Genomic DNA, 21,898 nt, shown 5'->3' with positions numbered 1-21,898 from the left:
ACATGATCGGTCTGGTTCTGGTGACGCACGGGCGGCTCGCCGATGAGTTCGTGACCGCGATGATACATGTGGTCGGGCCGCAGGAGCGGATCGCCACCATCGCGATCGGGCCGGAGGACGACATGGAGGAGCGGCGTGCGGACATCGCCGCCGCCATCGCCACCGTCGATGCCGGGCGCGGGGTGATCGTCCTGACCGATCTGTTCGGCGGCACACCCTCCAACCTCGCCATCTCGCTGATGGAGCGGGGTCGGGTCGAGGTGATCGCGGGTATGAACCTGCCCATGCTGATCCGGCTGGGCTCGGCGCGCAAGTCGATGCAGGTCGTCGATGCGGTCGCCGCCGCGCGCGAGGCTGGCCGGAAATATATCTCCGTCGCGTCCGAAGTGCTGGGCGAGGCGGCGGCATGACGGAGCAGACACGCACGGTCCTGATCACCAACCGCCGGGGCCTTCACGCGCGCGCCAGCGCCAAGTTCGTGACGCTCGCCTCGACCCAGCCTTGCGAGGTGCGGGTGGCCAAGGATGGCAGCACGGTGACGGGCACCTCGATCATGGGCCTGATGATGCTGGGCGCGGCGATGGGCGACACGATCACGATCAGTGCCGCCGGTGACGGGGCCGATGTGACGGTCGAGGCGCTGGCCGCGCTGGTGGAAGCGAAGTTCGGCGAAGACTGATGCCCCGTGAAATTACCGCTTATTCCAACCCGCTGATCAAGTGGGCGCGCGACCTGCGTGACAAGCGCCATCGCAAGCAATCCCGCCAGTTCCTGGCCGAGGGGCTGCGCATCCTGACCGAGGCGCGCGAGACGGGGCGGCTGCCGACCCTGTTATTCTATGCCCGGCCGTCGGCGGGCCATCCGCTGGTCCGCGACCTGATCGCGGCGGTGGAGGCGTCGGAAGGTGAGGCGATCGAGACGACGCCCGACATCCTGTCGAAACTGTCGGGCAAGGACAATCCGCAGGCGGTCGTCGGCGTGTTCGAGGAGCTGGGCGTCACGCTCGACGAGCTGGATCGCAACGCGTCCGGCATCTGGCTGGTCGCCGAGCGTCTGCGCGATCCGGGCAATCTGGGCACCATCCTGCGTACCGGCGATGCGGTCGGGGCAGGGGGGCTGATCCTGATCGGCGAGTGCGTCGATCCCTTCTCGGTAGAGGCGGTGCGCGCGAGCATGGGGGCATTGTTCACCGTGCCGATCGTCAAGACCGAATGGCAGCCTTTCCTCGACTGGCTGCGGCAGGGGCCGGGTCAACTGGTCGGGCTGAGCCTGGACACCGAGTCGGATTATCGCGCCGCTCGTTATGCCGCGCCGACCTTCCTGCTGACGGGCAACGAGGCGCAAGGGATGCCCCCCGAATATGCCCAGGCCTGCGATACGCTGGTCAAGATTCCGATGCTGGGCAAGGCCGACAGCCTGAACGCGGCCGTGGCGACCGCGGTCATGGCCTATGAGGTGCTGGCGCAGCAGCGGGGCTGATCGGCGGGATCAGGCTTCGGGTTCGATCGGCTCGACCAATAGCGTCCCGCCATCGACATGAGCGACCCGCAAGCGGGTGCCGCTGATCGTATCAGGCCCACGCACCGGCCATTCGCCATCGCCCAGCCGTGCGCGCCCCTCTCCGCCAACGATCGGGGTGGTGACGGTCACGATTTGTCCGCGCAGCCGCCGGGCGGGTTCGTTGAGGCTCGGCGCATCGCTTTCGACCGGAAAGTCGCGATACCATCGGCGTCCGATGAAGACGCACACCACGCTCCAGACCGCGAAATCGGCCAGTTGCAGCCCGATCGGCAAGTCCGGCAGCGCCCACGTGGTCAGCGCGGTCACGCCTGCGGCCACGGCGAGAAAGATCAGGAATACGCCCGGCACCAGCAACTCGGCGATGCCGAGCGCCAATGCCCCCGCCAGCCAGAGTGCGGCGGGGTCGAGGTGTCCGATCGTCATGACGGTGACTGGTCGAACGGCCCCGGCTTGGTGGTGACCCGCGGGGTCGCGGCCTCGGACGTGTTGCTCCCCAGCGCCTCCTTGGCCAGTTCGCCAATACCGCCCAGCGTACCGATCAGCTGGGTTGCTTCGACGGGGAACAGGATCGTCTTGGCGTTGGGGCTGGTGGCGAACTTGCCGACGGCCTCGACATATTTTTGCGCGATGAAATAGTTGATCGCCTGGGTCCCGCCCGACTCGATCGCCTCGGAGACGACACGCGTCGCCTTGGCCTCCGCCTCGGCAGCGCGTTCGCGGGCTTCGGAGTCGCGATAGGCCGACTCGCGGCGACCTTCGGCTTCCAGGATACGGGCCTGCTTCTGCCCTTCGGCACGCAGGATTTCCGATGCGCGCGAGCCTTCCGCCTCCAGGATATTGGCGCGTTTCTCGCGCTCCGCCTTCATCTGGCGGGCCATGGCGTTGACGATATCGACCGGCGGGCGGATGTCCTTGATCTCGACGCGGGTGATCTTCACCCCCCAGGGCGTCGTGGCATGGTCGACGACGTTGAGCAGTCGCGCGTTGATCTCGTCGCGCTTGGACAGGGTTTCGTCGAGATCCATCGAACCCATGACGGTGCGTAAATTGGTCGTCACCAGGTTTAGCAATGCGACGTAGAGATCCGACACCTCATAGGCGGCCTTGGGCGCGTCCAGCACCTGAAAGAAGACGACCCCGTCGGTCGAGATCATCGCATTGTCTTTCGTGATGATCTCCTGTCCCGGAATGTCGATCACCTGTTCCATCATGTTCACCTTGCGGCCGACACGATAGAAAAAGGCGGGATAGAAGTTGAAACCGGGGATCGCCGTGCCCGTATAGCGGCCGAAATGCTCGATCGTGTATTGATAGCCCTGCCGGACGATCTTGATCGACATCATCAGATACATCAGCACCAGCAGGACGGCGAGCGCGGCGATAATCAGGCCCATGGACGGCTTCCCCCATAATCGGTCCTCCGGTGTTCTAGCATGGCGATGCACCAAGGGCCTAGCGGGAACGGCTTGCTTTGGTTACATGGCCCGCCACTTGTTCCCTCCGCAGGATTTGGCAGCCCCATGGATATCCGCCTCGGCCTCACTTTCGACGACGTGCTCCTCATACCCCAGGAGTCCGACGTTCTGCCGAGCACCGCAGACACGCGGACGCAACTGACCCGCACGATCGCGCTGAACATCCCCGTCCTGTCGGCGGCGATGGATACCGTGACCGAGGCCGACATGGCGATCGTCATGGCACAGCTGGGCGGCATGGGCGTTCTTCACCGCAACCTGACCGTCGAGCAGCAGGTCGCCGCCGTCCGCCAGGTCAAGCGGTTCGAGAGCGGCATGGTCGTCAATCCGATCACCATCTCGCCGACCGCGACGCTGGCCGAGGCGCAGGCGCTGATGGCGCGGCACCGGATCAGCGGCATTCCCGTCGTCGAGTTCGACGGCCGCTTGGTCGGCATCCTGACCAACCGCGACGTGCGTTTCGCCGAGAATCCGCAGCAGCCCGTCTCCGAGCTGATGACGCATGAGGATCTGGCGACCGTGAAGGTCGGCGTCGGCCAGGACGAGGCACGCCGCCTGCTCCATGCCCGCCGGATCGAAAAGCTGCTGGTCGTCGACGACAGCTATCGCTGCGTCGGACTCATCACGGTCAAGGACATCGAAAAGGCCGTCACCTATCCGTCGGCCACTAAGGATGGCTCGGGCCGCCTGCGTGTCGCAGCGGCCTCGACGGTAGGTGAGAAGGGTTTCGAGCGCACTCGCGCCCTGATCGAGGCCGAGGTCGACTGCGTCATCATCGATACCGCGCACGGCCATAACCGCGACGTCGCGCGAGCGGTCGAGGCCGCCAAGAAGCTGTCCGACACGGTGCAGGTGATTGCCGGTAACGTCGCGACCGCCGCCGCTACCCGTGCGCTGATCGATGCGGGTGCCGATGCGGTGAAGGTCGGCATCGGGCCGGGTTCGATCTGCACCACCCGTGTCGTCGCGGGCGTCGGCGTGCCGCAGCTGACCGCCGTCATGGACTGTGCCGAGGAAGGCTGGAAGGCCGGTGTGCCGGTCATCGCCGATGGCGGCCTGCGCACCTCGGGCGATCTCGCCAAGGCGCTGGCAGCGGGCGCGGGCGCCTGTATGGTCGGCTCGCTGCTGGCGGGCACCGAGGAAGCGCCGGGCGAAACCTTCCTGTATCAGGGCCGCGCCTATAAGTCCTATCGCGGCATGGGCTCGGTCGGGGCGATGGGCCGGGGTTCGGCCGACCGCTATTTCCAGGGCGATATCAAGGACCAGATGAAGCTGGTGCCGGAGGGCATCGAGGGTCAGGTCGCCTATAAGGGGCCGGCGCGCGACGTCATCCACCAGCTGGTCGGCGGCATCAAGGCGGCGATGGGCTATACGGGTTCGGCGACGCTCAAGGATCTGCGCGAACGCGCGCAGTTCGTCCAGATCACGGGCGCGGGCCTGAAGGAAAGCCACGTCCATGACGTGACCATCACGCGGGAAGCTCCCAATTACCCGACTCGCTAAGCTGACGGAGCGCTTCGCATGACTCCCGGCGCCCGTACCCAGGCGGCGATCGAACTGCTGGACGAGATCGTCGCCGCGGCCGCCAGTGGCGGTGCGGCGGCGGACACGCTGATCGCCCGCTATTTTGCGACGCGCCGTTATGCCGGGTCCAAGGACCGGCGGGCGGTGCGTGAGCTGGTCTATGCCGCCATCAGGCACGCCGGGCCGGTGCCGATATCCGGGCGTGCGGCCATGCTGGCGGTGGCGGACCGGGATCCGGCGATTGCGGCGACGTTCGACGGGACGGGCCATGGGCCTGCGACGATCGCACCCGATGAACCGCGTGCCGAGGGCGGGGTTGCTCCTGCCTGGTTGGTCGAGGCCCTGACCGCCTCCGGACTGGGCGCGGCGCAGCAGGCTGCCCTGGTCGATCGTGCCCCGCTCGACCTGCGGGTCAACGGCCTGGCGACGACGCGGGATGCGGTGTTGGAGCAATGGCCCGACGCCGCGGCGACCTCGCACGCGCCGATGGGCATCCGCCTGCCCAATGGAACGCCGGTCGAACAGTCCGACCTGTACCGCGCCGGGCTGGTCGAGGTGCAGGACGAAGGCAGCCAGCTGGTCGGCGAGGCCCTGGCCGCGAAGCCGGGTGAGTGGCTGGTCGACCTTTGCGCCGGGGCAGGGGGCAAGACCCTTCAGCTGGCGGCGGCAATGAATAATCAGGGCGCGCTGCTCGCTTGCGATATCGACCGGGCGCGGCTGCAGCGGCTGGCGCCCAGGGCCGAACGGGCCGGGGCGACGATTATCGAGAGTCGCCTGCTCAATCCCGGCCGGGAGGCCGAGATGCTTGCGGACTGGGCGTCCAGGGCGGATGGCGTGCTGATCGATGCCCCCTGTTCCGGGACCGGGACCTGGCGGCGCAATCCCGAGGCGCGCTGGCGCCTGACACCGGAGCGGCTGGCCCGATTGGGTGCGATGCAGACCCAGGTGCTGGACATCGGCGCTGGCCTGGTCAAGCCGGGCGGACGGCTGGTCTATATCGTCTGTTCGCTGCTCGATACCGAGGGGAGCGGCCAGGTGGCCGCCTTCCTGTCGCGCCATCCCGGCTGGTCGGCCGAGCCGATCGAACCGGGGATCGGGACGCCGCATGGCCCGGGCCGGCGACTCGATCCGGCAACCCATGGCACGGACGGCTTTTTTGTCGCCTGCCTCCGGGCACCATGCTAGCATTCGGCCCAGTGCCACGTCCGGAGTTCCTCATGCGTTTGTCGTCCCTGGCTGCTGCCGCCGCATTGGCGGTGGTTTCGCTTTCCACCTCGCTCAGCGGCCAGCGCCCGGACAGCCAGATCGATGCCCGATCGATGCAATTGCTCGAACAGGCGCGCGGGTTGAAGGCGGCGGGCAATCTGGAGGGCGCGACCGACATGCTCGAGACGGCCGTGACGGTCGATCCGCGCAATCGGGCGGCGTTTATCCTGCTCGCCGAAGTGGCTGATGCGCGCGGCCTGCCGGGCAAGGCGATCCGCCTGTATCGCGAAGCCTTGTTGCTCGACCCGAACGACACGCGCGCGCTGCGCGGGCAGGGCGAGGCGCTGGTTCAGCGCGGTGCGGTGGCGCGCGCCAAGGACAATCTCGCCAAGATCAAGACGCTCTGCAAGAGCGACTGCGCCGACGCGACCGCGCTCGCCGCGCAAATCGCCAAGGGGCCGCCCGCGACGGTGACGACGGCGCAGGTCGACAGCAAGACGCCACCGACGCCGTAAACATCCTCCCCGCTACGGGGTGGTGGCAGGCCGTAGGCCTGACCGAGGGGAGCTCCCCATGGGATGCCTTTGCGGCACGCCCCCTCCACCATGCTTCGCATGATTCCCCTCCCCGTGCCGGGGAGGGCATGTTCACCCCAAAGCGCGCGCCAGGGCGACGAACTCGTCCACCGACAACGTTTCAGCCCGACGGGCGGGATCGAGGCCGATCGATTCCATTGCCTCCACCGCACCGGCAACCGGCTTCAAACTCTGGCGCAGCATTTTGCGACGCTGGCCGAAGGCGGCGGCCGTCAGGCGTTCCAGCGTGCGGAAGCTGACACCTTCAGGGGCAGGCTTGGGCGTGATGTGGACGACGGCCGACATGACTTTGGGCGGCGGTGTGAAGGCCGAGCGGTGAACCGGCATCGCGATCCGGGATTCGCTCCGCCACTGGGTCAGCACGGCCAGACGGCCATAGGCGGACTGGTCGGGCGCGGCGACGATCCGCTCCGCCACTTCCTTCTGGAACATCAGCGTGCAGGACTGCCACCAGGGCAGCCACGCGCCCGACAGCCAACCGACGAGCAGCGGCGTGCCGACATTATAGGGCAGGTTGGAGACGATATGCGGCTTGCTCTCGAACAGCTCGGGCGCGTTGATGCGCAGGGCATCGCCCTCGATCACCTTGAGCCTATCGGGAAAGGCCTCGGCCAGTTCCGCGAGCGCCGGAATGCAGCGACGGTCGCGTTCGATCGCGGTGACCTTGGCCCCCGCCATCAACAGCGCGCGGGTCAGGCCGCCGGGGCCGGGACCGATCTCCAGCACCTGGCGGTCGGTCAGATCACCGGGGATCGCGGCGATCCGGGCCAGCAGCTGGCCATCGAACAGGAAATTCTGACCCAGCGACTTGGCGGCGGACAGGCCATGGCGCGCAATGACATCGCGCAACGGGGGAAGCGGCGTGACGGGATCCATGTCAGGCGGCCGCTTCCGCACGACGCCGCGCGGCGTCACCGGCCATCGCAATCGCCGCGATCATCGCACCGGGATGCGCGGCATCCTGTCCCGCCAGCCCGAAGGCGGTGCCGTGATCGGGCGAGGTGCGCACGATCGGCAGGCCGAGCGTGATGTTGACGCCTTCGTCGAAATGCAGCGTCTTGATCGGCACCAGCGCCTGATCGTGATAACAGCAGAGCGCGGCGTCGTAGCGGGCACGCGCACGCGGATGGAACAGCGTATCCGCCGCGAATGGCCCGCTCGCGTCGATGCCTTCGGCGCGAAGCTGCGCAATGGCGGGTTCGATGAAGTCGATTTCCTCACGCCCGATCGCGCCGCTTTCACCCGCATGGGGGTTCAGTCCGGCAAAGACGAGCCGCGGTTCGCGGATTCCGAAATTCTTGCACAGCCCGCGCGCTGTGGCGCGACCCTTGGCGACGATCAGCTCGACCGACAACAGGCTCGACACCGCCGCCAGCGGAACATGGGTGGTGATCGGCACGACCCGCAAGGACGGGCCTGCCAGCATCATCACCGCATTCTCGCCCGCCACGCCGCAGCGTTCGGCCACGAACTCGGTCTGGCCGGGATGGGTGAAGCCGATATCGTAAAGCTGCGCCTTGCTGACCGGCCCGGTCACGAGCGCGCTGGCCGCGTCCGAGCGTACCAGCCCGACGGCCAGCTCCAATGCGTGGAGGGCGCACCGCGCGCCTTCGACATCGGGCTGGCCGGGGCGGATCTCGCCCGCATCGTCGACCGACAGGATCGGCAGCGCCTCTTCGAAGACGGCAACCGCAGACGCCATGTCCGAGACACGGACGGTCGGGCCGTTCCAGACCCGCGCGATGGCACGCGAGTCACCCACCGCGAGGAAGGGCGGCAGCACCGCCTCCCGGCGCGCGGCCCAGGCCTTGGCGATGATCTCCGGCCCGATCCCGGCCGGGTCGCCCATCGAGATCGCGAGCGGCCGGATCATCTTAGCGATATTCGATCACCGCGTCGCGACGAAGGTCGCGCATCTTCTGGTTCGCGCGCAGGTTCACCCGCTGCTGCTCGACCTGATTCTGGATCTGGTCGTTGGTCGGCAGGTTGCCCGAGCGCGGTTCCTCGCGGCCGCACAGGACCAGCGAACGGACGCCCTGTTCCGGCGACCCGAAGGGCGGCGTCGCCTCACCGACCTGAAGCTTCAACAGGATTTCCTGAAGCGGGGCGGGCAACTGGCGGATCGTCACCTGATCGTTGTCGACCACCTCGGCCTTCAGCGCGGTCGCGACACGCTGCACGTCGCCGCAGCCGCGGATCGCCTGCGTCGCCTTGGCGAACTCGGCCGCGCGCGCGCTGGCCTGCGCCTGGGTGGTGCCCGCCGGGAACTTGACCGTCAGCTGCTTGAGCGACAGGCGCGAATCGCGCGGGTCGGCGGTCAGGACCTGGCGCTTGTCGGTCAGGTACAGGATCGAGAAGCCGCCAGGGATCTGGATCGGCCCGGCAACCTGGCCGACCTGCATCTGCCCCACGGCGGCCTGAAGCTCGGGCGGCAGCTGCGCCGCGCGGACCCAGCCCAGATCGCCGTTCACCGCCCGGGTCGAGGCCTCGGAAAAGCTGCGCGCGAAATATTCGAAAGGCTGCTGGCCCTTCTGGATTTCGCCGATGATCTGGCGGGCATTGTTGAACACCTGCTGCCCGGTCGCCTCGTTGGCGGAGAGGAAGATCTCCTTGAGATTATATTCCTCGGTGCCCTTGGCCGCTTCCAGGCGGGCGCGGATCGCGTTCACCTCCTCGTCGCCGACATTGACGAACGGCTCGACCCGTTTGCGCAGATAGCGGCTCCAGGCCAGCTCGCCCTCGATCTGGCGGCGCATCGATTTCTCGGACGAGCCGACCTGCCGCAGGAAGGTGTTCATTTCGGCTGGCGTCTTGCCGAACTGCTTGGAGAAACGGGCATAGGCCTGGTTGATCTCGTCGGCGGTGACGGTGACCTCGGCGGTCTTGGCCTCCTGGATCTGCAACGTCTCGTCGATCAACTGACGCAGGATCTGCATGCGCAGACGGTCGCGATCCTCGGCCGACAGGTTGGTCACGTTGTTCAGCGCCATGGCCAGTGCCATGCGCTGGTCGATGTCGGTCTGGGTCAGCACCGTGTCGTTGACGATCGCGGTCGGCTTGCGGACATTGGGGTCCAGCTTGCCGAAAAGCTGCAGGTTCGAGGGGATGTTCAGCCCGCCGGTGTCCGGTACGGCCTGATCCGGAACGGTCTGCGCCAGCGCGCCGGTCGCCAGTGCGACCAGCATCAGCGTTGCGCCCGCGCGGATGCCGCGGCCCTTGGTACGAATGTCGTGCTTCACCGTGTCTGTGATCCTCATCGCGCCTGATGGGGCGCGTAACCGTCGCGATATGGGTCGACCATGCTGAATACCGGCTTAGCGGCCGAGATTGGTGAAGGCCAGAGTCAACAGAAAGCTGTTGCCCGCCCGCGCGTCACCCGTCTGCACATAGTCGCGCCGCCAGGTGAAGCCGAGCCGCAGGCAGTCATCCTCATATTGTACGCCAATCCGGTGCCGAATCGGATCGAACCCGTTCGACAGCGACAGCGCATCCTCCGACCGGTCGGTCAGGTCGATGACCGTGGAGCCAAAAGCCGACCAGAAGCGGGCGAACTGCACCCGGCCCGCCAGCCGGACTTCCTCGCGATCCTGCAAATCCTCGATCGAGGTGAAGATGTTCCGCTTCAGCCGCAGATAACCGATCTGCCCGTAGGTGGTGCGTGATCCGACCGTCGCGTCGATCTCGTTCCGGCGCACCGCGAAGCTGTCCTTGTCGAGCCGGAAACGGTGGGTCAGCGAGACGAAGTCCCGGAAGCGCATTTCCGTCCGCCCGACGATATCCGACCACCGGTCCGACAGGCCGGTGCCTGGATAGAGGATCGTCGGCCGGTCGTTCAGGCGGAAGCTCTGCCCGACGAGCGTGTCGAAGGTGAAGCCCGGCAGGGTCAGCGCCCATTGCGCGCCGTAGGTGATGCGCGTCGAATCCTCGAACCGGTCGTAACCGGGGAAGCGGTTCAGCGCGAAGAGGTTGGAATCCTCCAGATCGACCGAGCGGGCGTCCTCGTTGGGGATCTCGATATTCTTGATCTTGGGGCTGGCGACGATCTGGACACGCGGGGTGAAGCGCTGGCTGCCGCCCCAGAGTTCGCCGACAAACGGCCATTTGACGTCCACCGCCAGTGCGCCGATGCCGCGCCCCTGGAACCCGGCCAGCCCCTGATAGACCAGGGGCGTGGAGGCGATGTTGTTGGCATTATAGGCGTCGGCCCGGCCATAGGCGGTGAAGGTCACTTCCTGGCCCCAGTTGGTCAGGCGGCGCAGGTCCCAGCGCATGCTGGCAAAGGCGCGCTGCGTATCCTGACCCGCCGTCCGGCTGATGGCCAGGGTGTTGAGCTGCACCTCGAACTTGCCGCCGAGCAGCCCGTCGTCGAACCGGCGACGATAGTCCAGCTCGGGCAGCGCGATCGGCTGCTGACCCTGCGGATCGTTGACCCGCAGCGTTTCGACATACCATCCGGTCAGCGAGAAATAGCTGTTGGCGTCGATATGCTCCAGGCTGGCGGTGGTGCGCAGCCGGTCGTCGCGGGAAATGTCATAGCGACGCAGAAAGGTGCGGTCGGTGGTGATCCGCATCGACCCCGACAGGCTCCATTCCGGCGAGAACTGGTAGCGGCCGACCGCATCCAGATAGCCACGAAACGCCTGGCTGGTATCGGTGGGGTTCAACGTGTTCAGGTCGTCGCTGCGACGGCTGGCCGTGCCATAGCCGGTGATGCGGAACGCACCCTTGGTAGTCAGCGCCTCATATTGCGCTTCCAGCATCGGCAGCACGGCGGTGAAGACGTGCGGCGTGACGGTCAGGCCCTTGTTGGGGGCGAGGCGCCAGTAATAGGGCACCGCGATCTCGACCCCGTTCACCCGGTCCAGCCGGATGTCGGGCGTCAGGAACCCGCTGTCGCCGCCCGAGCCGACGGGGGCGGACAGGCGCGGCAGCGGAATGGTCGGCAGGCCGAACAGGTTGAGCTTGGCCCCGTTGAAATAGACACGCTCGCGATCGGGGCGATAGGTGACGCGGATGGCGGTGATCTTCCAGGACGGCTCCTTGGGGCAGCCCTCCGACGTCTCGACCGCGCACGGCGTATAGGCGGCGCGTTCCAGATTGACCGTGCCGTCCTGCTGACGGGTGCCGCGAACGGCGGCCAGGCGGCCACCCTGTTCGAGGACGACCAGCATATTGTCGACCACGCCGTCCTTCAGCGAATCGGTCAGCTCGATCTGGTCGCCATAAGCGATATCGCCCTGCGGATTGGTGACGGCGATATTGCCGGTCGCCAGCACCTTTCCGGTCTTGCGGTTCCACGTCACCTTGTCGGCGCGCAGCCGCTCGCCCTCGCGAAGCATCCGGACTTCGCCGGTCGCCGTCACGATATCGGCGTTGATATCATATTCCAGCTGGTCGGCGCTGAAGCGGACCTGATCGGGATTGGCCGGGGCCGGGCCTTCGCTGGGCGGCGGCGAGACGGGGCGATCCTGAAGATCCTGCGCGACGGCAGGCATGGCCACACACAGGGCGAAGGGCAGGGCGCTGCCGGTCAGAAGCGTCATTCTGCGCACGATGATAGCTGTTCCGTCCTTGCCGACACGATGATGAAGCCTCCCCCGGCAGGGCGACGCCTTGAAAGGCCTGCCTATCGCATCACCGGCGGCTTGCTGCAATCGCGCGCTTGCCACGACGGTCCAAGAGCCTAGATGATAGCAACTGTTACCAGTTCAGCAGAGGGTTTCCATGCAGATCGCCTTTACCTCCACCGTCGAAGCCGGTGACGTGCTCGTCCTTCCCTTTCCGAAGGATGCGGTCGATACCGGCCGGATCGAAGGGGAGGGTGCGGCCGCGCTCGCCAAGGCGGCCGTCGACGCCGCGCGCTTCAAGGGAGAGGCCGGTTCGATCGTCGAGCTGTTCGCCACCATCGGTGGCGCAGCCCGCCGTGTCCTGCTGCTCGGTGTGGGCGAAGGCAAGGAAGCCGATTGGCGCAAGGCTGGCGGCGCGGTGACCGCCAGGTTGTTGACCAATGCCTCCTCGGTCTCGGTCGATCTGAATGGGCTTCCGACCAAGCCTGCCGCCGATGCGGTGGCGAGCTTTGCCGGTGCCGCTGTACAGCGGGGCTGGCGGCATGACGTGTACCGCACCAAGCTGCCCGAAACCTCAAAGCCGATGCTGACCCGTATCGCCATCGTCGGCGCGGGTGACGAGGCCGAGGCCGCCTATGCGCGTATCCACGCGGTCAATGGCGGGCTGGAGCTGACCCGCACGCTGGTGTCCGAGCCGCCGAACAAGCTCTACCCGGAAAGCTTTGTCGAGCGCGTCCTGAACGATGTCGAGGGCCTGGGCCTGGAAGTCACCGTACTGGACGAGGCGCAGATGCGCGACTTGGGCATGGGCGCGCTGCTGGGCGTCAGCCAGGGTTCGGTGCGCGAAGGGCGGCTGCTGGTCCTGAAGTGGAATGGCGGCGCGGCCGATGCCGAAACGCTGGCTCTCGTCGGCAAGGGCGTGACCTTCGACACCGGCGGCATCTCGATCAAGCCCGCCGCGGGCATGGAAGACATGAAGTGGGACATGGGCGGCGCGGGTGCGGTCGCCGGTGCCATGAAGGCGATTGCGGCGCGCAAGGCGAAGGCCAATGTGGTCGGCGTCATGGGCCTGGTCGAGAACATGCCCGACGGCAATGCGCAGCGTCCCGGTGACGTCGTCACGTCCATGTCGGGCCAGACGATCGAGGTCATCAATACCGACGCGGAAGGCCGCCTGGTCCTGTGCGATGCGCTGACCTGGGTCCAGAAGACGCATTCGCCCTCTACCATCGTCGACCTCGCCACCCTGACTGGCGCGATGATCATCAGCCTCGGCAGCGAGCATGGCGGCCTGTTCGCCAATGACGACACGCTGGCCGAATCGCTGCTGGCGGCGGGCACCGCGACCGGCGAGAAGCTGTGGCGCTTCCCCCTGGCCGATGCCTATGACAAGCTGATCGACAGCCAGATTGCGGACATGAAGAATGTCGGCCCGCGCGGCGCGGGTTCGATCACCGCGGCCCAGTTCCTGAAGCGCTACATCAACGAGGGCGTCGCCTGGGCGCATCTGGATATCGCGGGCATGGTCTGGTCCGACAAGCCGGGCGTCAACCACGACAAGGGTGCGACCGGTTACGGCGTTCGCCTGCTCGACCAGTTCGTCGCGGACCGGTTCGAGGCGTAAGGCAGGTAAGGGGCGGCGCGATGCAGGTCGATTTCTATCATCTGACGATCGCGCCGCTCGACCGTCTGCTGCCTGTCATCGCAGAGCGCGTGACGGCAGGGGGCGGGCGGTTGCTGATCGTCAGCGGTGACGCGGACCAGCGCGCCGCACTCGACCGGCAGCTCTGGATGATACCGGCGGACGGCTTCCTTCCCCATGCCCAGGCGGGCGACGGCGACGATGCCGCCCAGCCGGTGCTGATCGCGGGCGAAGTCCAGCCGACGAACGGCGCACGTCATGTGGCGCTGGCGGATGGCGTATGGCGTGACGAAGCGCTGAGCTTCGACCGGGCATTTCACTTCTTCGACGGCGACCGTATCGGCGAGGCGCGTGCTGCGTGGCGGGCGCTGGCCGACCGCGAAGGGGTTGAGCGGCGCTACTGGAAGCAGAACGACCAGGGCCGCTGGGAACAGGCGGCCTGAATCCTCCCCGGTACGGGGAGGGGGACCAGCAAAGCTGGTGGAGGGGGTTAGCCGTTAAGGATGTTCTGTGCGGAAGCCCCCCTCCGTCAGACCTTCGGTCTGCCACCTCCCCGTGCCGGGGAGGGTCGGATCACCATCAGACATTGCAATACTGGCCGCCCCCGACTAGGGCGGCGCCACTTCCAGCCAACTCATTTATTCAGGAGCTGCGTGACCATCATGGCCGCGAACCGTACCTTTTCGATCATCAAGCCCGACGCGACCCGCCGCAACCTGACCGGCGCCGTCACCAAGATGCTGGAGGAAGCCGGCCTGCGCGTCGTCGCCTCGAAGCGCATCCAGATGACCCGCGAGCAGGCGGAAGGCTTCTACGCGGTCCACAAGGAGCGCCCCTTCTTCAACGATCTGGTCGAGTTCATGATCTCGGGTCCGGTCGTCGTGCAGGTGCTCGAGGGCGAGAACGCGATGCAGCGCAACCGCGACATCATGGGCGCGACCAACCCGGCGAACGCCGAACCGGGCACGATCCGCAAGGAACTGGCCGAGTCGATCGAAGCCAACACCGTCCACGGTTCGGACTCGGACGAGAATGCCGCGATCGAGATCGCGTATTTCTTCAAGCCGGAAGAAATCGTCGGCTGATGGAATGGCGGCTGCGACGGGCAGGGCCGGGCGATGCGCCTGCGCTGTCGCTCGTCGCGGCCGCCACCTTCCTCGAGACGTTTGCCGGGACCATCGCCGGTCCCGACATGGTGCGCCACTGCACCCTCAACAGCTCGCCCGCCAAGTTCGACGCCTGGATCGCCGATCCGGCCTGCGTGGCGACACTCGCAGAGCATCCCGACGGCGCGGCGCCGGTCGGCTATACGTTGCTCACCCCGCCCGATCTGCCGGTCGAGACCGATGCGCGGGATATCGAGCTTCGCCGCATCTACACCCTGTCCCTGACGAACAGCTCCGGCCTGGGCCACAGGCTGATGGCCTGGGCGATTGACGATGCGCGCGCTTTGGGCCGCCGCCGTATGCTGCTCGGCGTACTTGGCATCAACGAGCGCGCCCGTGCTTTTTATGAGCGCGAAGGCTTCATCCTTGCGGGGACGCGGCGCTTCCGGGTCGGCGACACCGTCTTCGACGACGTCGTCTATGCGCGGGGTATCTGAAAGTCGACGGGCTTTGCATTCCCCCCCTTAAAGGGGGGGGATTGGGATGCTTCTATCCGCGCCGTGCTGTCCAGGCGGCGTCGAGTTTGGCGGTGGTGCCGTTCCGGTCACGCAGCCGCAATCCCTCCAGTCGCAGCGTCCGGCCGCGCAGCAGGCGGCCATGGGTGCTCCAGATGATGTCGTAGAGCCCGGTGACGGTCCGTGCGGTATCGCCATCCCAATAGCGGACGGTGATCAGCGCTGGCAGCCGTCCCTCGCGCGTATCCGCCTTGCCGTCCGTCAGTGCGAGCATCGGTCCGGCGATCGGCTCGGCCTCGATGGCGGGATCACCGACCGGGGCCTGACGGCCGATACCCGACGCCTTGGGAAAGTCGATCGCGACATCCTGAAGATCGTGATTCGGATCGCGCAGCAGCAGGCGGCGTCCGTCCCCCTCGACCGTGGCGGTCAGGTCGAGCCGGGCGCGTTCCTGCCGCTGGGCGGTGGCGGAGGCGGCCTTGTCCTCGGCGTCGCTGCGCCGCTGCGACCAGTTGAGGTACAGCGTCAGCGCGGCCACCATCAGCCCGGCAACCGCCACGAACTCGGCCAGCGTCAACAGGCGCCGCCGCGACTTGGCGCGCTCGGCGGCCTCTTCGCTCGCCGGTCCGTTCATCGCCCGCCCGCCTCCAGCAACTCGGTCGGCGCGACCAGTTCCCAGCTGCGCGCGATCCGGTCCTCGACCAGCGTCCAGTCGCTATCGGTGTCGAGCGTCACCTCGGTCCAGTGCGGTTCCTGTCCTTCATCCGCGATGCAAAGATGGATGGCCGACGACGTGCGGCTCACCCGGAGGAAGGGCGCATCCTCGACCAGAAAGCGGGTTTCGCCATCGCCAGCCTGTTCGGTCGTGCCGGGCAGCAGCAGGGCGATGTCGCGGATGCGGGACAGGAAATCGGTCATCGACGCACGAACTCCGTGAGTATTTGCGGGTACAATCGATGCTCCTCAACGAGCACGCGCGCCGCAAGTGCCGCTGCGTCGTCGCCGGGCAGGATCGAAACCTCCGCCTGACCCAGCACTTCGCCGTCATCCAGCGCCTCGGTCACGACATGGACCGAGCAGCCCGCCTTGGCATCGCCCGCCGCGATGGCGCGCTCATGCGTGTCGAGCCCCTTGTAGAGCGGCAGCAGCGAGGGATGGACGTTCAGGATGCGTCCCTGCCAGCGCGATACGAAATCGCCCGACAGCAGCCGCATATAGCCCGCCAGTGCGATAACCTCGACACCCGCATCGCGCAGCGCCTGATCGATCGCGGCTTCGTAGGCAGGCTTGCCGATCCCCTTGGGCGACAGGGCGAAGGTGGCGATCCCCTGGTCCTTCGCCCAGGCCAGCCCGGCTGCCTCCGGCTTGTCGGAGGCGACCAAGGCAACGGCATAGGCGGCGTCCGCCCTTTTGGACGCCGCCACCAGCGACTGCATGTTGGAGCCGCGGCCGGAAATCAGGATGCCGACTTTGATCAGCCCATCCTTAACCAGCCCGTCAGCCGACATGGGTCGCGGTCCAGTCCGCCTTGGCGCTCCAGGTCCCGGCCGAACCCTTGACGGTGCAGCCGCGCTCACCCGCTTCGACCCGGCCGATGGTGACGACCGTCTCGCCTTCGGCGCGCAGCGTTTCGGCCAGTGCTTCGGCCTGGTCGGCCGCGACGATCACCGCCATGCCGACCCCGCAGTTGAAGGTGCGCGCCATTTCCTCCGGCTCGATGCCGCCCTGTGCCTGGAGGAAAGCCATCAGGCGCGGCTGTTCCCAGCCATCCGCATCGACCACGGCATGGGCACCCTTGGGCAGCACGCGCGGGATGTTTTCGAGCAGGCCGCCGCCGGTGATATGGGCGAGGCCCTTGATCGTACCCGCCTTGATCGAGGGGAGCAGCGAGCGGACATAGATTCGAGTCGGAGCCATCAGCGCCTCGATCAGCAGCACGTCCTGATCGAACAGCGCCGGGCGATCGAGCTTCCAGCCCTTGTCGGCGGCCAGACGGCGGACCAGCGAAAAGCCGTTGGAATGGACGCCGGAGGAGGCCAGGCCCAGGATCACGTCGCCGTCACCGATGGTCGCGCCGGTCAGCACCTGGTCGCGCTCGACCGCACCGACACAGAAGCCCGCAAGGTCGTAATCACCCGGCGCATACATGCCCGGCATCTCGGCCGTCTCACCACCGATCAGCGCGCATCCGGCGATGCGGCACCCTTCGGCGATCGAGGCGATCACACGTTCCGGCACATCGCCTTCCAGCTTGGCGGTGGCGTAATAATCGAGGAAAAACAGCGGCTCGGCGCCCTGCACCACGAGGTCGTTGGCGCACATGGCGACCAGATCGATGCCCACGCCGTCATGGCGGTCATGCTCGATCGCGAGTTTCAGCTTGGTGCCGACGCCGTCATTGGCCGCGACCAGCAGCGGATCGGTGAAACCGGCGGCCTTCAAGTCGAAGAAACCGCCAAAGCCGCCCAGGTCGGCATCCGCGCCCGGCCGCCGCGTCGCCTTGGCGAGCGGGCCGATCGCGCGGACCAGCGCGTTACCGGCGGCGATCGAAACGCCAGCATCGGCATAGGTGTAGGACGCGCCCTTTTCGGAGGGCGAAGGGCTGGTGGACGGCGTGCTGTTGTCGGTCATGTTTGCCCGTTAGCTATATCGCGCTTGGATTTCCACGCCTGCTTCGCCAAAAGGCCGCGATGCGTTTGCGATTGCCCTCCATCATGGCCGGTCTGGCCGCCCTTGCCGGGCTTGGCATAGGGGGCGGCGCGGTCCTCGCCCAGATCGAGGGACAGACGCGCGGCGTCGCGCCGGTCGACAATGGCGGCTCCTATGAGGTCACCGGCGTCGCGGTCGACGTATCGGGCAAGACGCCCGAGGCCGCGCGGCTCGGCGGCTGGCGGATCGCGCAGCGGAAAGCCTGGGCGATATTGGCCCAGCGCCTGGGCCGCGGCGGCACCGCGGCGTCGGACGGTCTGCTCGATTCGCTGGTCAGCGGCATCGTGGTCGAGAATGAACAGATCGGCCCGACCCGCTATGTCGCCAAGCTGGGCGTGTTGTTCGACCGTGTTCGCGCTGCATCGGTGCTGGGCGTGTCGGCCTATGCCGATCGCTCGCCGCCGATGCTGGTCATGCCGCTGCAGGTTTCGGGCGGCGTGTCGCAGATGTTCGAGGCGCGCACGCCCTGGCAACAGGCATGGGCTCGGTTCCGGACCGGGAACAGCACGATCGACTATATACGCCCATCGGGCACCGGCGCCGAGCCGCTGCGGATGAATGCCGGGCAGGTCGGGCGGCGTTCGCGCGGCTGGTGGCGGTCTATCCTCGACCAATATGGCGCGTCGGATATCCTGATCCCCGTCGTGCATCTCTATCGCCAATGGCCCGGTGGCCCGGTGATCGGCGTGTTCGAGGCGCGGCATGGGCCGGACAACACCCTTCTTGGCACGATCACCTTGCGTGTCGGCAGCACCGACGGGTTGTCGCAGCTGCTGGATACCGGCGTCGCGCGCCTCGATGGGCTGTATCAGAGGGCGCTGGCCAGTGGTTCGCTAAACCCCGATACGACGCTCGCCCCGCCGCCCAGGTCGCAGGCCGTGGTCATCGACGATGCGACGCCGGGCGAGGAACCGATTGCCGGGCTGGATGCGACCATCGCCTCGTCGGGAGCGGGGATCGCCGTCACGCTGCAATATGATGCGCCGACCGCCAGCGCGGTCGCCAACGCCGAAAGCCTTGTCCGGGGCATCCCGGGCGTGGTGCGCGCCGGTACGACCAGCCTGGCATTGGGGGGCGTGTCGATCATGGCCGTCACCTATGACGGCGACCCCGATCAGCTTCGCCGTGCGCTTGAACAGCGCGGTCTTCAGGTGTCCGGATCGGGCACCACCCTTCGCATTCGGCGCGCTCCGCAAGTGCCCGCGCCGGTGCCTCCAGCGGATACTGTGATTACCGGATGAACCAGATGGCGCTGCCGCTGCAATGGCCGGCGGACCCCCGATCCGATGCGTTCCTGCTGACCGATTCCAACCGAATGGCGGCACGGATGCTGGAACAATGGGAAGCGTGGCCGACCATGGCCGCGATCCTCACCGGCCCGCGCAAGTCGGGCCGGTCGCTGCTGGCGCGCATCTTCGCGGCCAAGAGCGGGGGCACGATCATCGACGATGCCGAGCGCGTGCCCGAGGTGCAGATCTTCCACGCCTGGAACCGGGCACAGGCCGATCGGCTGCCACTGCTGATCGTCGCCGATTCGCCGCCGCCGCGCTGGCAGGTGAAGCTGCCCGACCTTCGCTCGCGCCTGGCGAACAGCAGCCTGGCCGAGATCGGCGCGCCCGACGACGAACTGGTCGCCGGGCTGTTCGAGCATCTGTTCGAGCGGCGGGGCCTGGATGCGCGGCCCGATCTGATCGAGTGGCTGACGCTTCGGATCGAGCGTAGTCACCTTTCTGTCATCCGCGCAGTGGATATGCTCGACCAGGGGGCGATGGAACGGCGTGCGCGCTTGTCCATTCCCCTTGCACGCTCCACTCTGATCGCGGCCGGTCTGATCGCCGAGCCGTAAGCCCTAAGCGAGACACGATGACCCGTCCTGCCCATATCGCGCAAATGTCAGAACCCGACGACGATCATTTCGCGACGGAGCCGAATGGGCGGTACTTCAACCGCGAACTTTCATGGCTGGCCTTCAACCGCCGCGTGCTGGAGGAGGCCTGCAACACGGCGCACCCGCTGCTGGAGCGGTTGCGCTTTCTGTCGATCTCGGGGTCGAATCTCGACGAGTTCTTCATGGTCCGGGTGGCGGGCCTGAAGGGGCAGCAGGCGCAGGATGTCGAGCAGCGGTCGGTCGACGGCCTGACGCCGGGCCAGCAGCTGAGCGGTATCGTCGCCGAGGCGGACCGCCTGATGGCGAGCCAGCAAGAGGTCTGGGGCGACCTGCGCAATTTGCTGGACGAGGCAGGCATCTTCGTTCTCCGGCGCGATGCGATCGACCCGGAGGCGAGCACCTGGCTGGAGACGCATGTCCGCGAGCAGATCTTTCCGATCCTGACCCCGCAAGCGCTCGACCCGGCACATCCCTTTCCGTTCATCCCGAACAAGGGCCTGTCGATGATCTTCGACCTGACCCGCGTGTCGGACAAGGCACCGATTCGCGAGCTGGTGATGATCCCGCCGACCATGCCGCGTTTCGTTCGCCTGCCGGGTGAGGGCGCGCGCTATGTCTCGATCGAGACGATCTTGCGTCGTTTCTCCGGGCTGTTGTTTCCGGGGTATGTGGTCAATGGCGCCGCGACCTTCCGCGTGCTGCGCGACAGCGATATCGAGATCGAGGAAGAGGCGGAGGATCTGGTCCGCTATTTCGCCAACGCCATCAAGCGGCGGCGGCGCGGGCGGGTGATCCGGCTGGAGCTGGAGACGGGCATGCCCGACGAGCTGGCCGATGTGCTGCGCGGCGAGTTGGGCGGCGTGGATGCGATCATCACCGAGAGCGGCAATATGCTGGGGATCGGCGACCTCGACACGCTGGTCGACTCGGATCGTCCCGACCTGAAATTTCCGCCTTATGCACCCCGATTTCCCGAGCGGATCCGGGAATTTGCGGGCGATTGCTTTGCCGCGATCAAGGCCAAGGATATTGTCGTCCACCACCCCTATGAAACGTTCGAGGTGGTGATCGCCTTCCTGAAGCAGGCGGCGGCGGACCCGGATGTCGTGGCAATCAAGCAGACGCTCTACCGTGCGGGCAAGCAATCGGCGATCATCAACGCGCTGATCGCGGCGGCCGAGGCGGGCAAGTCCGTGACGGCGATCGTCGAGTTGAAGGCGCGCTTCGACGAAGAGCAGAACCTGTATTGGGCCTCCGCCTTGGAGCGGGCGGGCGTGCAGGTCGTCTATGGCTTCATCGACTGGAAGACGCATGCCAAGGTGTCGATGGTCGTGCGGCGCGAGGGCAGCGATTTTCGCACCTACTGCCATTTCGGCACGGGCAATTACCACCCGATCACCGCGCGTATCTATACCGATCTGAGCTTCTTCACCGCCGATCCGCTGCTGGGCCGCGATGCGGCGCAGATGTTCAATTATATCACGGGCTATGTCGAACCCGTGGCCATGAACCGGGTGAGCCTCTCGCCGCGCGACCTGCGCCATAACCTGATGGCGCTGATCGACGCCGAGATCGCGCATGCCCGTGCGGGACGGACCGGCAGCCTGTGGGCGAAGGTCAACTCGCTGGTCGATCCGCAGGTCATCGAGAAGCTGTACGAGGCGAGCGGCGCGGGGGTCGAGATCGACCTGATCGTACGCGGCATCTGCTGCCTGCGCCCTGGCGTGCCGGGCATGTCGGAGAATATCCGGGTCAAGTCGGTCATCGGCCGCTTCCTGGAACACAGCCGCATCTGGGCGTTCGGCGACGGCAAGGCTCTGCCCCATGACGCGGCGAAGGTCTTCATTTCCTCGGCCGACTGGATGCCGCGCAACTTCGACCGGCGCGTCGAATATATGCTGCCGATCCTCAACCCGACCGTCCACGACCAGATCCTGGACCAGGTGATGGTCGCCAATCTGCTCGACAATGAACAGAGTTGGGAACTGGAGCCGGACGGCAGCTATGTCCGCGACCAGCCCGGCGATCGCCCCTTCAACCTGCATCGGTATTTCATGACCAATCCCTCGCTTTCCGGGCGCGGCGCCGCGCTCGACACCAGCAAGGCCGTGCCGACCCTGTCGCTCCGGCGGCAGCGTTGACGGGCGAC

23 protein-coding genes are annotated in these 21,898 nt (G+C 66.8%); 13 read left to right on the top strand and 10 right to left on the bottom strand.

All coding sequences use genetic code 11. The annotated features are described in order from the left end of the window. Window positions 1–2: 2 nt before the first annotated feature. Genes SP5_RS00290 through SP5_RS00280 form a run of 3 tightly spaced genes read left to right on the top strand, consistent with a single transcriptional unit; the run spans window position 3 to window position 1,479 of the window. Window positions 3–410 carry a PTS sugar transporter subunit IIA gene (locus tag SP5_RS00290; RefSeq protein ID WP_042482384.1) on the top strand — a complete coding sequence of 136 codons (408 nt, stop codon included), beginning with the start codon at window positions 3–5 and terminating at the stop codon, window positions 408–410. Beyond that, complete coding sequence (locus tag SP5_RS00285) at window positions 407–679, top strand: HPr family phosphocarrier protein (protein WP_042482381.1); 273 nt, start codon at window positions 407–409, stop codon at window positions 677–679. The genes SP5_RS00290 and SP5_RS00285 overlap by 4 nt, the downstream gene beginning before the upstream one ends. Then, window positions 679–1,479 carry a TrmH family RNA methyltransferase gene (locus SP5_RS00280; RefSeq protein ID WP_042482378.1) on the top strand — a complete coding sequence of 267 codons (801 nt, stop codon included), beginning with the start codon at window positions 679–681 and terminating at the stop codon, window positions 1,477–1,479. The genes SP5_RS00285 and SP5_RS00280 overlap by 1 nt, the downstream gene beginning before the upstream one ends. A 9-nt stretch (window positions 1,480–1,488) precedes the next feature. Here the strand turns inward: SP5_RS00280 and SP5_RS00275 are convergent, their stop codons facing one another. Continuing rightward, window positions 1,489–1,944 carry an NfeD family protein gene (locus tag SP5_RS00275; protein ID WP_042482375.1) on the bottom strand — a complete coding sequence of 152 codons (456 nt, stop codon included), beginning with the start codon at window positions 1,942–1,944 and terminating at the stop codon, window positions 1,489–1,491. Then, on the bottom strand, window positions 1,941–2,915 hold the full coding sequence (locus SP5_RS00270; protein WP_042482372.1) for an SPFH domain-containing protein: 975 nt from the start codon (window positions 2,913–2,915) through the stop codon (window positions 1,941–1,943). Before SP5_RS00270 ends, SP5_RS00275 begins: the two co-directional genes overlap by 4 nt. A 126-nt stretch (window positions 2,916–3,041) precedes the next feature. On the opposite strand from SP5_RS00270, the gene guaB reads away from it, so the two are divergent. Genes guaB through SP5_RS00255 form a run of 3 tightly spaced genes read left to right on the top strand, consistent with a single transcriptional unit; the run spans window position 3,042 to window position 6,241 of the window. Continuing rightward, complete coding sequence (guaB, locus tag SP5_RS00265) at window positions 3,042–4,499, top strand: IMP dehydrogenase (RefSeq protein WP_042482369.1); 1,458 nt, start codon at window positions 3,042–3,044, stop codon at window positions 4,497–4,499. Between the two features lie 18 nt (window positions 4,500–4,517). Further along, on the top strand, window positions 4,518–5,705 hold the full coding sequence (locus SP5_RS00260; protein WP_042482366.1) for an RsmB/NOP family class I SAM-dependent RNA methyltransferase: 1,188 nt from the start codon (window positions 4,518–4,520) through the stop codon (window positions 5,703–5,705). Between the two features lie 32 nt (window positions 5,706–5,737). Continuing rightward, window positions 5,738–6,241 carry a tetratricopeptide repeat protein gene (locus SP5_RS00255; protein WP_174435488.1) on the top strand — a complete coding sequence of 168 codons (504 nt, stop codon included), beginning with the start codon at window positions 5,738–5,740 and terminating at the stop codon, window positions 6,239–6,241. A gap of 132 nt (window positions 6,242–6,373) precedes the next feature. Here the strand turns inward: SP5_RS00255 and rsmA are convergent, their stop codons facing one another. Genes rsmA through SP5_RS00235 form a run of 4 tightly spaced genes read right to left on the bottom strand, consistent with a single transcriptional unit; the run spans window position 6,374 to window position 11,865 of the window. Next, window positions 6,374–7,198 (bottom strand): 16S rRNA (adenine(1518)-N(6)/adenine(1519)-N(6))-dimethyltransferase RsmA, encoded by an 825-nt coding sequence (gene rsmA / locus SP5_RS00250; RefSeq protein ID WP_042482591.1) that lies wholly within the window; start codon window positions 7,196–7,198, stop codon window positions 6,374–6,376. A gap of 1 nt (window position 7,199) precedes the next feature. Beyond that, window positions 7,200–8,195 carry a 4-hydroxythreonine-4-phosphate dehydrogenase PdxA gene (gene pdxA, locus SP5_RS00245; protein ID WP_084220500.1) on the bottom strand — a complete coding sequence of 332 codons (996 nt, stop codon included), beginning with the start codon at window positions 8,193–8,195 and terminating at the stop codon, window positions 7,200–7,202. 1 nt (window position 8,196) lies between these two features. Further along, window positions 8,197–9,579, bottom strand: coding sequence for a peptidylprolyl isomerase (locus SP5_RS00240; protein ID WP_167334658.1), 1,383 nt, complete (start codon window positions 9,577–9,579; stop codon window positions 8,197–8,199). Window positions 9,580–9,636: 57 nt separating this feature from the next. Then, on the bottom strand, window positions 9,637–11,865 hold the full coding sequence (locus SP5_RS00235; protein WP_174435487.1) for an LPS-assembly protein LptD: 2,229 nt from the start codon (window positions 11,863–11,865) through the stop codon (window positions 9,637–9,639). A gap of 181 nt (window positions 11,866–12,046) precedes the next feature. On the opposite strand from SP5_RS00235, the gene SP5_RS00230 reads away from it, so the two are divergent. The 4 genes from SP5_RS00230 (at window position 12,047) to SP5_RS00215 (ending at window position 15,134) form a co-directional block, all read left to right on the top strand. Next, the gene (locus SP5_RS00230) at window positions 12,047–13,513 is read left to right on the top strand and encodes a leucyl aminopeptidase (RefSeq protein ID WP_042482359.1); all 1,467 of its coding nucleotides are present in this window, start codon (window positions 12,047–12,049) and stop codon (window positions 13,511–13,513) included. A 20-nt stretch (window positions 13,514–13,533) separates the two neighbouring features. Then, window positions 13,534–13,974: a DNA polymerase III subunit chi gene (locus tag SP5_RS00225; RefSeq protein ID WP_042482356.1), complete on the top strand. Its 441-nt coding sequence runs from the start codon at window positions 13,534–13,536 to the stop codon at window positions 13,972–13,974. A 219-nt stretch (window positions 13,975–14,193) separates the two neighbouring features. Continuing rightward, window positions 14,194–14,616 (top strand): nucleoside-diphosphate kinase, encoded by a 423-nt coding sequence (gene ndk, locus SP5_RS00220; protein WP_042482585.1) that lies wholly within the window; start codon window positions 14,194–14,196, stop codon window positions 14,614–14,616. Next, entirely contained in the window at window positions 14,616–15,134 is a 519-nt protein-coding gene (locus SP5_RS00215) for a GNAT family N-acetyltransferase (RefSeq protein ID WP_042482353.1), read from the top strand. Before ndk ends, SP5_RS00215 begins: the two co-directional genes overlap by 1 nt. Before the next feature lie 52 nt (window positions 15,135–15,186). On the opposite strand, the gene SP5_RS00210 is transcribed toward SP5_RS00215, so the two are convergent. Genes SP5_RS00210 through purM form a run of 4 tightly spaced genes read right to left on the bottom strand, consistent with a single transcriptional unit; the run spans window position 15,187 to window position 17,783 of the window. Continuing rightward, complete coding sequence (locus tag SP5_RS00210; protein WP_042482350.1) at window positions 15,187–15,786, bottom strand: hypothetical protein; 600 nt, start codon at window positions 15,784–15,786, stop codon at window positions 15,187–15,189. Continuing rightward, the gene (locus tag SP5_RS00205; RefSeq protein ID WP_042482347.1) at window positions 15,783–16,070 is read right to left on the bottom strand and encodes a hypothetical protein; all 288 of its coding nucleotides are present in this window, start codon (window positions 16,068–16,070) and stop codon (window positions 15,783–15,785) included. Before SP5_RS00205 ends, SP5_RS00210 begins: the two co-directional genes overlap by 4 nt. Further along, entirely contained in the window at window positions 16,067–16,660 is a 594-nt protein-coding gene (gene purN / locus SP5_RS00200; protein WP_042482344.1) for a phosphoribosylglycinamide formyltransferase, read from the bottom strand. Before purN ends, SP5_RS00205 begins: the two co-directional genes overlap by 4 nt. Next, a complete protein-coding gene (gene purM, locus SP5_RS00195) occupies window positions 16,650–17,783 on the bottom strand; it encodes a phosphoribosylformylglycinamidine cyclo-ligase (protein ID WP_042482341.1) in 1,134 nt (377 codons plus the stop codon). Before purM ends, purN begins: the two co-directional genes overlap by 11 nt. A gap of 59 nt (window positions 17,784–17,842) precedes the next feature. Between purM and SP5_RS00190 the strand changes: the two genes are divergently transcribed. The 3 genes from SP5_RS00190 to SP5_RS00180 are packed head-to-tail and all read left to right on the top strand — an operon-like array spanning window position 17,843 to window position 21,890. Continuing rightward, window positions 17,843–19,102 (top strand): hypothetical protein, encoded by a 1,260-nt coding sequence (locus SP5_RS00190; protein ID WP_042482338.1) that lies wholly within the window; start codon window positions 17,843–17,845, stop codon window positions 19,100–19,102. Then, window positions 19,099–19,707 carry an HdaA/DnaA family protein gene (locus SP5_RS00185; RefSeq protein ID WP_042482335.1) on the top strand — a complete coding sequence of 203 codons (609 nt, stop codon included), beginning with the start codon at window positions 19,099–19,101 and terminating at the stop codon, window positions 19,705–19,707. The genes SP5_RS00190 and SP5_RS00185 overlap by 4 nt, the downstream gene beginning before the upstream one ends. 17 nt (window positions 19,708–19,724) lie before the next feature. Then, entirely contained in the window at window positions 19,725–21,890 is a 2,166-nt protein-coding gene (locus SP5_RS00180) for an RNA degradosome polyphosphate kinase (protein ID WP_042482332.1), read from the top strand. Window positions 21,891–21,898 lie beyond the last annotated feature (8 nt).

The sequence above is a fragment of the Sphingomonas parapaucimobilis NBRC 15100 genome (genome assembly GCF_000787715.1).
In the GTDB taxonomy this organism is placed as follows: Bacteria; Pseudomonadota; Alphaproteobacteria; order Sphingomonadales; family Sphingomonadaceae; genus Sphingomonas; species Sphingomonas parapaucimobilis.
The sequence above is the reverse complement of the archived record's forward strand: the minus strand, read 5'-3'. Positions and strand labels throughout refer to the sequence as shown.

Excerpts from the sequence above, each read along its gene's own strand:
- SP5_RS00210 (WP_042482350.1), bottom strand. The coding sequence starts at position 15,786 with ATGAACGGACCGGCGAGCGAAGAGGCCGCCGAGCGCGCCAAGTCGCGG.
- SP5_RS00225 (WP_042482356.1), top strand. The coding sequence starts at position 13,534 with ATGCAGGTCGATTTCTATCATCTGACGATCGCGCCGCTCGACCGTCTG.
- SP5_RS00290 (WP_042482384.1), top strand. The coding sequence starts at position 3 with ATGATCGGTCTGGTTCTGGTGACGCACGGGCGGCTCGCCGATGAGTTC.
- purM (WP_042482341.1), bottom strand. The coding sequence starts at position 17,783 with ATGACCGACAACAGCACGCCGTCCACCAGCCCTTCGCCCTCCGAAAAG.
- SP5_RS00180 (WP_042482332.1), top strand. The coding sequence starts at position 19,725 with ATGACCCGTCCTGCCCATATCGCGCAAATGTCAGAACCCGACGACGAT.
- SP5_RS00285 (WP_042482381.1), top strand. The coding sequence starts at position 407 with ATGACGGAGCAGACACGCACGGTCCTGATCACCAACCGCCGGGGCCTT.
- SP5_RS00190 (WP_042482338.1), top strand. The coding sequence starts at position 17,843 with ATGCGTTTGCGATTGCCCTCCATCATGGCCGGTCTGGCCGCCCTTGCC.
- SP5_RS00205 (WP_042482347.1), bottom strand. The coding sequence starts at position 16,070 with ATGACCGATTTCCTGTCCCGCATCCGCGACATCGCCCTGCTGCTGCCC.
- SP5_RS00185 (WP_042482335.1), top strand. The coding sequence starts at position 19,099 with ATGAACCAGATGGCGCTGCCGCTGCAATGGCCGGCGGACCCCCGATCC.
- pdxA (WP_084220500.1), bottom strand. The coding sequence starts at position 8,195 with ATGATCCGGCCGCTCGCGATCTCGATGGGCGACCCGGCCGGGATCGGG.
- SP5_RS00230 (WP_042482359.1), top strand. The coding sequence starts at position 12,047 with ATGCAGATCGCCTTTACCTCCACCGTCGAAGCCGGTGACGTGCTCGTC.
- SP5_RS00275 (WP_042482375.1), bottom strand. The coding sequence starts at position 1,944 with ATGACGATCGGACACCTCGACCCCGCCGCACTCTGGCTGGCGGGGGCA.
- ndk (WP_042482585.1), top strand. The coding sequence starts at position 14,194 with ATGGCCGCGAACCGTACCTTTTCGATCATCAAGCCCGACGCGACCCGC.
- SP5_RS00270 (WP_042482372.1), bottom strand. The coding sequence starts at position 2,915 with ATGGGCCTGATTATCGCCGCGCTCGCCGTCCTGCTGGTGCTGATGTAT.
- SP5_RS00215 (WP_042482353.1), top strand. The coding sequence starts at position 14,616 with ATGGAATGGCGGCTGCGACGGGCAGGGCCGGGCGATGCGCCTGCGCTG.
- SP5_RS00260 (WP_042482366.1), top strand. The coding sequence starts at position 4,518 with ATGACTCCCGGCGCCCGTACCCAGGCGGCGATCGAACTGCTGGACGAG.
- SP5_RS00255 (WP_174435488.1), top strand. The coding sequence starts at position 5,738 with ATGCGTTTGTCGTCCCTGGCTGCTGCCGCCGCATTGGCGGTGGTTTCG.
- purN (WP_042482344.1), bottom strand. The coding sequence starts at position 16,660 with ATGTCGGCTGACGGGCTGGTTAAGGATGGGCTGATCAAAGTCGGCATC.
- SP5_RS00240 (WP_167334658.1), bottom strand. The coding sequence starts at position 9,579 with ATGAGGATCACAGACACGGTGAAGCACGACATTCGTACCAAGGGCCGC.
- guaB (WP_042482369.1), top strand. The coding sequence starts at position 3,042 with ATGGATATCCGCCTCGGCCTCACTTTCGACGACGTGCTCCTCATACCC.
- SP5_RS00235 (WP_174435487.1), bottom strand. The coding sequence starts at position 11,865 with ATGACGCTTCTGACCGGCAGCGCCCTGCCCTTCGCCCTGTGTGTGGCC.
- rsmA (WP_042482591.1), bottom strand. The coding sequence starts at position 7,198 with ATGGATCCCGTCACGCCGCTTCCCCCGTTGCGCGATGTCATTGCGCGC.
- SP5_RS00280 (WP_042482378.1), top strand. The coding sequence starts at position 679 with ATGCCCCGTGAAATTACCGCTTATTCCAACCCGCTGATCAAGTGGGCG.